Source organism: Mycobacterium sp. E3305, assembly GCF_001666785.1.
Lineage (GTDB): Bacteria > Actinomycetota > Actinomycetes > Mycobacteriales > Mycobacteriaceae > Mycobacterium.
In genome coordinates, this window is sequence record NZ_LZJA01000265.1 from 1 (window position 1) to 10789 (window position 10789).

9 protein-coding genes are annotated in these 10789 nt (G+C 71.4%); 3 read left to right on the top strand and 6 right to left on the bottom strand.

Going from position 1 to position 10789, the window contains the following annotated elements; all coding sequences use genetic code 11:
- From A5701_RS23510 to A5701_RS23520, 3 genes are all read right to left on the bottom strand, one after another.
- The coding region (locus tag A5701_RS23510) for a roadblock/LC7 domain-containing protein (RefSeq protein WP_231972873.1) at positions 1-282 on the bottom strand (282 nt) is incomplete at its 3' end.
- Positions 279-3029 (bottom strand): sensor histidine kinase, encoded by a 2751-nt coding sequence (locus A5701_RS23515; RefSeq protein ID WP_067759998.1) that lies wholly within the window; start codon positions 3027-3029, stop codon positions 279-281. The genes A5701_RS23515 and A5701_RS23510, both read right to left, overlap by 4 nt.
- A 239-nt stretch (positions 3030-3268) precedes the next feature.
- A complete protein-coding gene (locus tag A5701_RS23520) occupies positions 3269-3874 on the bottom strand; it encodes a bifunctional 2-polyprenyl-6-hydroxyphenol methylase/3-demethylubiquinol 3-O-methyltransferase UbiG (RefSeq protein WP_067759979.1) in 606 nt (201 codons plus the stop codon).
- Between the two features lie 17 nt (positions 3875-3891).
- Between A5701_RS23520 and A5701_RS23525 the strand changes: the two genes are divergently transcribed.
- Positions 3892-4356, top strand: a complete 465-nt coding sequence (locus A5701_RS23525; protein WP_067759982.1) for a tRNA (cytidine(34)-2'-O)-methyltransferase — start codon at positions 3892-3894, stop codon at positions 4354-4356.
- 36 nt (positions 4357-4392) lie between these two features.
- On the top strand, positions 4393-4719 hold the full coding sequence (locus tag A5701_RS23530; protein WP_067759985.1) for a YciI family protein: 327 nt from the start codon (positions 4393-4395) through the stop codon (positions 4717-4719).
- Here A5701_RS23530 and A5701_RS23535 read toward each other — a convergent pair whose 3' ends face one another.
- From A5701_RS23535 to A5701_RS23545, 3 genes are all read right to left on the bottom strand, one after another.
- Positions 4720-5364 carry a nitroreductase family protein gene (locus A5701_RS23535; RefSeq protein ID WP_067759988.1) on the bottom strand — a complete coding sequence of 215 codons (645 nt, stop codon included), beginning with the start codon at positions 5362-5364 and terminating at the stop codon, positions 4720-4722.
- Positions 5365-5527: 163 nt separating this feature from the next.
- Complete coding sequence (locus A5701_RS23540; protein WP_067759992.1) at positions 5528-5875, bottom strand: hypothetical protein; 348 nt, start codon at positions 5873-5875, stop codon at positions 5528-5530.
- Between the two features lie 77 nt (positions 5876-5952).
- Complete coding sequence (locus A5701_RS23545; RefSeq protein WP_067759995.1) at positions 5953-9231, bottom strand: error-prone DNA polymerase; 3279 nt, start codon at positions 9229-9231, stop codon at positions 5953-5955.
- 173 nt (positions 9232-9404) lie between these two features.
- On the opposite strand from A5701_RS23545, the gene A5701_RS23550 reads away from it, so the two are divergent.
- The coding region (locus A5701_RS23550; RefSeq protein WP_369807443.1) for a wax ester/triacylglycerol synthase domain-containing protein at positions 9405-10789 on the top strand (1385 nt) is incomplete at its 3' end.

Here is a 10789-nt window from a genome sequence, read left to right on the forward strand (position 1 = left end):
GTGCTGCAGTCGGTGGTGGAGATGCAGAACGGCTACCTGCTGCTGATGCGCGTCGGCGACGGCTCGCACCTGGCCACCCTCGAACAGCTGCGCGGCGCCGGTCGCCAAACTGGCCAGGCCGGAGGCGACCGCGGCCAGCTGGTCGGCGCGCTCGCGCGGGAGATGTTCGCTGGCGGCGATGGGCAGCCCGTCCACGGAGACCAGCAGCGCATGCGCCACGCCCGGGACCTCGCGGGCGAACCGCGTCACCAGCCAGTCCAGGGAGTTGTCGGGTGCGGTCATTCCTGCTCTGGCCCCTGGGTGTCGCGGGCGTGCACCCGGCCAGTGCGCACGCCGCCGAAGTGGCTGCTGAACGAGGCTCGCACCGCCTCGGGATCGCGGGCGGCGGCCGCGTGCTGCGGTTCGCGGCCGGAGTGCAGGCCGCCGTTGGGCTCTTGGCTCTCGTCCTCGTCGGGCCGGGCCGTCCCATTGGCGGCGCCGGGCACCAGCCGGGCACCGGGCGTACGGACCGGCAGGCCGTGCTCGGCGGTGCGCGACTCGACGGGCGTGTCCTCGGCCGCCGCGGCCAGCGTCCAGCCGCGGTCCCACACCGACTGCCAGTCCAGGTCGGGGCTGTTGACCAGGTCGTGCGGATCACCGAGCATCTCCGACAGCATCCGCCGGTAGATCACGTCGTCGTCAGCGGGAGCGGCTGCGCTCTTCGGCGCGGCCGGGATCGACGGGGCGGGCGCGCTCGGCGCCGGGCTCGGCGGCTTGTCGGCGGCCGCGGCCGGCTCGTCCGCCTCCCGCGACCGCGCGGCGAAGAACGCCGACGTGTCCGAAGCGCGGACGGGCTTCGGCTCCGGTTTGGCGTCCGGGGCGCTCGCCGGGGTCCCGCCCTCCCACCACGGTGTGGGCAGTTCGCGCCGCTGCGGCAGCGGCTCGGCGGGTTCGGCGGGCACCACGGTGATGCCGCTGGAACCGGGATTGCGGCGCGGCAGCAACGTGACCGGCGGCGCCGCGGCGGGGGCGTTGCGGGCCGGCTCGGGCCGGCGTTCCTCCTCGGGCGCGGCGACCGCGGCGGCGGGCTGCGCGCCGGGCGCCGAAACCGCCCGGATCCGGGCGACTCGGGCCTGCGGCGCCGAGCCCTCGAGAATCGTTGGGGGCAGGTAGATCTCGGCGGTGGTGCCCGAGCCTTCCTCGTTGGCCGCCGGGCCGCGCAGCCCCACCCGGATGCCGTGCCGGTCCGCGAGCCGGCCGACGACGAACAGGCCCATGTGGCGGGCGTTGTCGGGGCTGACCTCGCCGCCGGCCTGCAGCCGCATGTTGGCGATGCGCCGATCGGTGTCGTTCATGCCCAGGCCGGAGTCGGCGATCCGCACCACGACTCCGCCGTCGCCGCCGCGGGCCGCCGAGACGCGCACGGGCGTCGCGGGTGGCGAATAACGCAGGGCGTTGTCGATCAGCTCGGCGAACAGGTGGATGGCGCCGCCGGCGGCGGCGCCGATCAGCGTGCTGTTGTCGGGCAGCCCGGCGATCTCGACGCGGCGGTAGTCCTCGACCTCGGAGACCGCGGCGCCCAGCACCGTCGACAGCGGCACCGGGTCGCGCTGGTCGCGCGCGAGCTGCGCGCCCGCCAGCACCAGCAGGTTGGCGCTGTTGCGGCGCAGCCGGGCGGCGAGGTGGTCCAGCCGGAACAGGCTGTCCAGGCGCTCGGGATCCTCCTCGTTGCGCTCCAGCCGATCGATGAGTGACAGCTGCTGGTCGACCAGCGAGCGGCTGCGCCGCGACATGGTCTCGAACATGTCGTTGACCAGCAGCCGCAACCGGGCCTCGTCGCCGGCGAGCAGCAGGGCCTGGGTGTGCAATTCGTCGACCGCGTGGGCGACCTGGCCGATCTCCTCCGTGGTGTACACCGGCAGCGGCTGCGGCGTCGGCTCGGCGCCGCCCGCCTTGACCCGGGCGATCTCCTCCTCGAGGTCGGTGTGGGCCACCTTGAGGGCTCCGTCGCGCAGGACGCGCAGGGGCCGCACCAGCGCGCGGGCCACCAACAGCACCACGATCAGCGCGATCACGATGGCGGACAGCACCAGGACGGCGTCGAGGATGGCGGCATTGCGCCTGTCTGCGGCCTGGGCGTGCACGGTTTTCGTCACCGCCGCGGTGGCGTCCTTGACGATCTGGTCGGCGATGTCGTCGGTGGTCTGTATCGAGCGCAGCAGGTCGGCGTTGTCGACGAGGACGCTGGCCGGGTCGGACATGATCGCCATCCGGGTCACCAGCTGCTGCTGCAGCGTCTTGGCTTCGGGCGAGCCGGCGCCGAGGACCTCGCTCATCCCGAACAGGGTCGACGGCTCGGTTCCGGCCAGGGTGATCATCGAGGTCCGCAATTGCGGCTCGGGCAGGTCGGCGCCCCGGGTGACGAGGATCTTCTGCATCGTCATCTGCCCGCGGGCCCCGACGGCACGGCTCAGGCCCTGGGTCTGGGCGCGGACCTTCTCGTCGTCGACGCGGACCGACGCGTTGATGACGTCCTCGGCCGTCAGCAGGATCGGGGCGTAGAGGGTCACCCGCTCCCGCAAACCCAGGCCGTTGTCGGTCGCCTTGTTCACCAGCATCTGACCGCCGTCGAGCAGGTTGGTCACCCCCGACCGGACTTCGGGGCTGACGTCGGTGTCGCGCAGCCGGGTGTCCAGTTCGTATTTGCGCGCCTCGAAGTTCTTCTTGGCCCCCTCCACGTCGCGCCCGGTGCTGCCCGCCAGCAGGGCGACGTCGAGGGCCGACATGTATTTGGTGATCACGGGGACCACGTCGGCGCGGGCCGCGGCCAGCCGCAGCCCGGCCGAGTTCGCCATTGCACCCTGGATGCGCAGCCCGCCGAAGACCGTTGCCAGCACCAGCGGCACCAGCACGATCGCCAGGACCTTCCACCGGACCGGCCAGTTGCTGAGCGACCAGGCCGGTGGGCGTTTGGCCGGCGCCGACTCGGCGGCGCCGGGCGGCGGGGACTCGGGGACCGCCTCGGCAGGGGTGGCCGGGCGGGCGAACATGGTCACGTCGGCACGGCCGCGCGACCGGCCGCTGCGCTGATGCTCAGCGCTCGAGAAAACGAGAGGCTCATGAGACTTCCTGCTTTATCCACCCGTGCCACGCCAGATGGGCGCGAGCGCGTCAACGTGGCAATCCGACGAGTATGACAGCCCGCGGCCCAGGTCACCAGAATCCGTACTGAGCAGACAGGCCTCTCCAAGGTGCACCGGCGCGCGGGCCGACGATCCTGGCAAACCCGCTAGGCGTGGCGCAGGACGGCGACGAGGAAATCCGACTCATCGGTGAACGGGCGCAGGTCCCAGGTGGACAGCAGCAGGTCGGGCTCGAGCCCGGCGGCCGCCGCGTCGTCGAGGAACTCGGCGAATCCGTAGTCGCGGCCCGCGCCGAAGCCGATCGCCGCCCGACCGTCGTCCCCGAGGTGGGCCCGCAGCCGGCCCAGCACCCGGCGCCGCGTGCTCGGCGCCAGGAACGTCATCACGTTGCCGGCCGACACGATCACGTCGAACGGCTCGGCGATGCCGCGGGCGGGCAGGTCGAGCTCGGCGAGGTCGCCGACGAGCCAGCGCGGCCCGGGGTGATCCTGCTCGGCCGCTTCGATCAGCGCCGGGTCGACGTCGACGCCGACGACCTGGTGACCGGCGGCGGCCAGGTACCCGCCCAGCCGGCCGGGGCCGCAGCCGGCGTCGAGGATGCGGGCGCCGCGCGGGGCCATCGCGTCCACGAAGCGCGCCTCGCCGGCCAGATCGTCACCGGCGCGGGCCATGGCGCGGAACCGCTCGATGTACCAGTGCGAATGTCCCGGATCGGCAGCGACTTTCCGCATCCAGAGGCTCTGCTCGACCATGCGACCATTATCGCGTTGTGTTCAAGCTGATGTTCTTCTCCCCACGCATCGCCCCCAACACCGGCAACGCCATCCGGACGGCGGCGGCGACCGGATGCGAATTGCACCTGGTCGAGCCGATGGGCTTCGACATGTCCGAACCCAAGCTGCGGCGGGCCGGTCTGGACTATCACGACCTGGCGTCGGTGACGGTGCATCCGTCGCTGCCGGCCGCGTGGGAGGCGCTGTCGCCGGAGCGGGTGATCGCCTTCACCTCGCACGCGCCCACCTCGTTCGCCGACGTCCGCTACCGGCCGGGCGACGTCCTGTTGTTCGGTCCCGAGCCGACCGGACTGGACGCGGCGACGCTGGCCGACGAGCACATCACCGAGCAGGTGCGCATCCCGATGCTGGCGGGGCGGCGCTCGCTGAACCTGTCCAACGCCGCGGCCGTCGCCGTCTACGAGGCCTGGCGACAGCAGGGTTACCCGGGCGCGTTCTAGCGATGAGTTCTGCGACCGACGGGAGTCAGCATTGATATGCCTACCTTCATCACCATCGGTTACGGCGACGAGGCCGGATACCACCAGTTGAGCGCGCACCGCAGACACGCCGCGCACACCCGCGACGACGAACTCAGCGCGTCCGGCGCGCTCGTCGCCCGGGCCGGAAACCCCGTGCAGGTGCGCAACCCGGACGGCGCGGGCGTGCGGATCGAGCCGGGCCCCTTCCTCCGATCGGCTCTGCCGATCGCGGGATTCGCGGTCATCGAGGCCGACGATCTCGACACGGCGATCGAGCGCGTCAGCCAGACGCCGTGTGCGGTCGCGCACGGGGTCGTCGAGGTTTGGCCTCTGCAGACCTGACTACCAGGTGTTCCAGTGGGTGAGCTGCTCGGCGGGCAGCCGCTTGGCCGGGCGGAAGTCGGTGCCCTTGGTGTAGGCGATCGGGAACAGCCCGCCCTGGCTGTACTCGTCGTACGGGATGCCCACCACGTCTGCGACCTGCTTTTCACCGTCACCGAGCAGGTGCAGCGTCGTCCAGCACGACCCCAGCCCGCGGGAGCGCAGCGCCAGGCAGAAGCTCCACACCGCCGGGAACAGCGACGCCCAGAACGACACGCCGCCCAGCGGCTGCTTCTCCTCCCGGCCGAAGATGCAGGGAATCAACAACACCGGCGCCTCGTGCATGTGCTCGGCGAGGTAGGTCGCGGAGTCGCGCACCTTGCCCATCCGCTCCCCGCGGGTGTCCCCGTCGGCGTATTCGGGCGCGGGTGAGCTCAGGTAGGCCCGGGCGTTCTTCAGGTAGACGTCGGCGATCGCCTTCTTCTTGTCCGCGTCCTCGACGAACACCCACTGCCAACCCTGCGAATTGGATCCGGTGGGCGCCTGCAGCGCCAGGTCGAGGCATTCCATCAGCACATCGCGTTCGACCGGCTTGTCGAAGTCCAGGCGTTTGCGGACCGAGCGGGTGGTGGTGAGGACTTCGTCGACGGACAGGTTGAGGGTCATGTGCTGGAGACTACCTGCGGGCCCATGAGCGGCGAACTGGCGCAAGAGGTTTCCGACGGGCCGGCGCCTCAGGCACCGAGCGTGAATCCACGGTGGGAATTGGGTCGAAATCCCGCAGCGGAGTGCACGTGCGGCGCCGTCGTCTCCGTCGCGCTCGGTCAGGTCAGGACGGGGGCGGCGGGGCCGGCTGGTCGGGCGGAATCGCCCCACCGCAACCACCGGGCGGGGGCGGGCCAGGCAGGGGTTCGTCGCCACCGACGCAGTCGTAGTAGAACTGTGGGCCGACGATCCAGGTCTTCATCCATTGGTGCCAAAACGACCCGTCGGGGTACTTCTCGCCGTCGCACACGGCCAAGTTGCCGTACCCCCATCGGCCGCCCGGGCAGAAGCCCTTCGTCATGTCGGGCTGGTGCGGGTCGGGCGGGTCGGCGCTGGCAATCGCGGTTGGAAGAGCAAGCGCCGCAACACAACCCAGCATCGCAGCGCCAAGCCGACTACGTTTGAATCTCATCTCGACTCCCTGCTTCTGGCTGACCCGCGGCGATGAGGCGATAGTTTACGACGCAAACGGATGGGTGATGTCGCTTTCTAGCGGAAATCGCGCGACTTCGAGCCGACCGCCAGGGTGATGCGCCCCAGCCGCTCGGCGACGACGGTGACTGCGCCGCTGGCGTTTTGGACCTGGCCGCGCACCAGCATCGCCGGCGCGGAGTTGGCCAGTTTGCGGTGCCGCGCCCACACCGCCGGCGTGCACAGCACGTTGACCATCCCGGTCTCGTCCTCGAGGTTGAGAAACGTCACCCCCTGTGCCGTGCCCGGGCGCTGCCGGTGGGTCACCGCGCCGGCGATCAGCACGCGGTCGCCGTCGGGCACGCCGAGCAGCTTCTCGGCGGGCACCACGCCCATCGCGTCCAGGTCCGCCCGCAGGAATTGCGTCGGATAGCTGTCCGGGGAGACTCCGGTGGCCCACACGTCGGCGGCGGCCAGCTCCAGTTCGCTCATCCCGGGCAGCGCGGGGACATGCGACGACGAGCCGACGCCGGGCAGGCGGTCCGGGCGTTGGGTGGCGGCCGCCCCGGCCGCCCACAGCGCCTCGCGCCGCGACATGGCAAAGCAGCCGAGCGCCCCGGCCGTCGCCAGCGCCTCTGTCTGCGGCACCGACAGCGGTAGCCGGGTGGTCAGGTCCAGCAGAGAAGCGAACGGGCCGTTGGCTTTTCGTTCGCCGACCAGCCGCTCGGCGAGGTCGTCACCGATGTGGCGCACCGCGCCCAGCCCGAGGCGGACCTCGGTGCCCGCGTTCTCGAGGGTGGCGTGGGCCAGGCTGGCGTTGACGTCCGGGCCGTGCACGGTCACGCCGTGCCGGCGCGCGTCGGCCACCAGCGACTGCGGCGAATAGAAGCCCATCGGCTGCGCGCGCAGCAGCGCCGCGCAGAACGCAGCCGGGTGGTGCAGCTTGAACCACGACGAATAGAACACCAGCGACGCGAAGGACAGCGCGTGGCTTTCCGGGAAGCCGAAATTGGCGAACGCCTCCAGCTTTTCGTAGGTCCGGTCGATCACCTCGTCGGGCGCGCCGTGCAGCGCACGCATGCCCTCGTAGAACCGGCCGCGCAGCCGGCGCATGCGCTCGGTCGAGCGCTTGGAGCCCATCGCTCGGCGCAACTGGTCGGCCTCGGCGGCGGAGAAGCCGGCGCAGTCGACCGCCAGCTGCATCAGCTGCTCCTGAAACAGTGGCACCCCCAGCGTCTTTCGCAGGGCGGGCTCCATCGACGGGTGGTCGTAGACCACCGGGTCCAGCCCGTTGCGCCGCCGGATGTAGGGGTGCACCGAGCCGCCCTGGATGGGCCCGGGGCGGATCAGCGCGACCTCCACCACCAGGTCGTAGAAGATCCGCGGCTTGAGCCTGGGCAACGTGGCCATCTGCGCGCGTGACTCCACCTGGAACACGCCGACGGAATCGGCGCGGGCCAGCATCTCGTACACCGCCGGCTCGGAGAGGTCGAGCCGGGCCAGGTCCACCTCGATGCCCTTGTGCTCGGCCACCAGGTCGATGGCGTAGTGCAGCGCCGAGAGCATGCCCAGCCCGAGCAGGTCGAACTTCACCAAACCGATTGCCGCGCAGTCGTCCTTGTCCCACTGCAACACGCTGCGGTTCTCCATGCGTGCCCACTCCACCGGGCAGACGTCGGCGATCGGGCGGTCGCAGATCACCATGCCACCGGAGTGAATGCCCATGTGCCGCGGCAGGTTCCGGATCTGGTTGGCCAGGTCGACCACCTGCTCGGGGATGCCCTCGACGTCGGGCGAATCGGCGAGCCCGTTCCAGTGGCTGATCTGCTTGCTCCACGCGTCCTGCTGACCCTGGGAGAAGCCCAGCGCGCGGGCCATGTCGCGCACCGCGATCCGGCCCCGGTAGGTGATGACGTTGGCGACCTGAGCGGCGTAGTCGCGGCCGTATTTGTCGTAGACGTACTGAATGACCTTCTCGCGCTGGTCGGACTCGATGTCCATGTCGATGTCGGGCGGCCCGTCGCGGGCGGGCGACAAAAACCGCTCGAACAGCAGCTCGTTGGCCACCGGGTCCACCGCGGTGACACCGAGGGCATAACAGACCGCGGAGTTGGCCGCCGATCCCCTGCCCTGACACAGGATGTTGTTCTCCCGGCAGAACCGGGCGATGTCGTGCACCACCAGGAAATAGCCCGGAAAAGTAAGCCGCTCAATGACTTTCAGCTCATGCTCGATTTGCGCATACGCGCGCGGCGCGGTGTCGGCCGGCCCGTAGCGGTCGCGTGCCCCCGCCATGGTCAGCTGCCGCAGCCAGCTGTCCTCGGTGTGCCCGGCGGGCACGTCGAAGGGCGGCAGCTGCGGGGCGATCAGCGCCAGCCCGAACGCGCATTGCTCGCCGAGCTCGGCGGCGGCGGTCACCGCGTCGGGCCGCTGCCCGAACAGCCGGGCCATCTCCTCGCCGGACCGCAGGTGCGAACCGCCCAGCGGGGCCAGCCATCCGGCGGCGGCGTCCAGGGACTGCCGCGCCCGGATGGCGCCCATGGCCATGGCCAACCGGCGCCGCGGCGGACCCGCGAAATGCGCGCCGGTGGTGGCGACGACGCCGACGCCGAAGCGGGGCGCCAGCCCGGCCAGCACCGCGTTGCGCTCGTCGTCGAGCGGGTGGCCGTGGTGGGTCAGCTCGATGCTGACCCGGTCCGCACCGAACCGGTCCACCAGGTCGGCCAGCGCCCGCTCCGCGGCCTCCGGCCCTTGTGACAACGCTTGGCGGACATGGCCTTTGCGGCATCCGGTCAGGATGTGCCAGTGCCCCCCTGCGGCCTCGGTCAGCGCGTCGAAGTCGTAGCGCGGCTTGCCCTTCTCGCCGCCGGCCAGGTGCGCCGCGGCCAGCTGCCGCGACAGCCGCCGGTAACCTTCCGGGCCGCGGGCCAGCACCAGCAGGTGCGGGCCCGGCGGATCCGGCGTCTCGGTGCGCGCGCCCGGCCCCAGCGACAGTTCGGCGCCGAACACGGTGCGCAGCTCGAGCTCGGCGGCCGCCTCGGCAAACCGCACCGCCCCGTACAGCCCGTCGTGGTCGGTGAGCGCCAGCGCGCGCAGCCCCAGCCGGGAAGCCTCCTCGACCAGCTCCTCCGGCGTGCTGGCACCGTCGAGGAAGCTGAACGCCGAATGCGCGTGCAGCTCGGCATAGGGGACGGACGAGCGAGCCGCCCGGGCGCCGGCCGGCGGCCGGTACGTTCCGCGCTTGGGCGAGAGGGGGGCGTCCTCCCCGGGCACCACCGGCACGCCGGCATGGCGCGGTTTGCTGTCGAGCACCCGCTCCATTTCCGCCCAGCTCGGCGGGCCATTAAACCAGCCCACACCTGAAAGCATATCGAAAGTTTGTTCGAATTACCTCCGGTGCAGGACAACCGTTGTTAAACCGATCTTCAACTCCTAAACACGCTCTTAACGCCGCGGGCCTACCGCGGGCAACAAGGACCGACAGACACTGGTATCAGGGCGAAAATGAGGCGGGGGCGAGCATGGCGCAGGTGAGGGCACTGGATACGGCTTTCCTGAAGACCCACCACCCCGACCAGCACGCCGGCCTGGCGATCGGCGCGGTGGCCATCGTCGACGGCGCACCCGACCATCAGCGCCTCCAAGCCCTTCTGGCGGAACGCATTCGATCGATTCCCCGCTGCACGCAGGTGCTGCGGCCGCACCCGACGCACCCGGGCTGGGTCGACTGCCGGGACTTCGACCTCGCCCAGCACGTGCGCCGGGTGGCGATCAACCGACCGGGTGACGACACCGAGCTGTCCCGGGCCATCGCCCACGCCCTCGAACGGCCGCTGAGCCCGGACCGCCCACAGTGGGAGTGCTGGGTGATCGAGGGCCTCAAGGGCAACCGATGGGCGATCCTGATGAAAGCCCATCCCCGGCTGCTGGACGGCAAGTCGCCCGCACACCTGCTCACCAGGCTTTGCGACGACGCCGACGAGAGCGCCTTCGCCAATGCCCCTGCGGCCGAACGGGTTTCGCAACCGCCGGTGCGGCGAACCGGCTGGGCCGATGCGCTGTGGCGGGCATCCTGGACCGCGACCGGCGCCGTCGTCGGCGCGCTCTGGCCCGCGCTGCAGTCGCCCGATCGCGCCGCAACGCCCCGGCGCTACGCCACGGTGCGGGTCCCGATCGCCGACGTCGACCGCGTCTGCCGCAGGTTCGGGGTGACCGTCAACGACGTCGCGCTGGCCGCCGCCACCGAGGGCTTCCGGACGGTCCTGCTCGGCCGCGGTGAGGAGCCACGGGCCGACTCGCTGCCCGCCCTGGCGCCGACGCCGGTCCGGTCGCCGTACCTGCCGGTCGAGGACGACGACCCGGTCCAGCGCTTGCGCACCGTGCAGACCCGATGGAACGAAAAGGCAGCGGATACAACCCAATCCGGCGGCATCATCGAGTCGGCACTCAACTCCTTGCCGACGCTCGTGCGGGACGGCGTCGCTGCGCTGCTGTCCCGCTTCCCGCAGCGCGCCATCGTGACGCTGGGCACCAACGTGCCCGGGCCCCGCCACCGGCTGCGCCTGATGGGACAGACGATGGAGCGCCTGCTGCCCATCCCCCCGACCGCCGTCCAGTTGAGCACCGGGGTCGCGGTGCTGAGTTACGGCGACGAACTGGTATTCGGCATCACCGCCGAACCCGGCGCCGCGTTCGACGTCAAGCAATTGGCCGCCGGAATCGAACTGGGCATGGCGCGGCTCGTGGCGCTCAGCCAGGATTCGGTGTTGTTGTTCGGCGATCGCCGCCGCGGGCGGGCGCCGCGCGCGTTCCCCGGCCGCGCGCCCGGCGCCCCCCCCGCCCGCGCCGGGGCAAGCCCGGCACTGACCCACTCCCCGACCGGCCTGCCACCGGGAGAAGGTGGGGGGGGGGCACA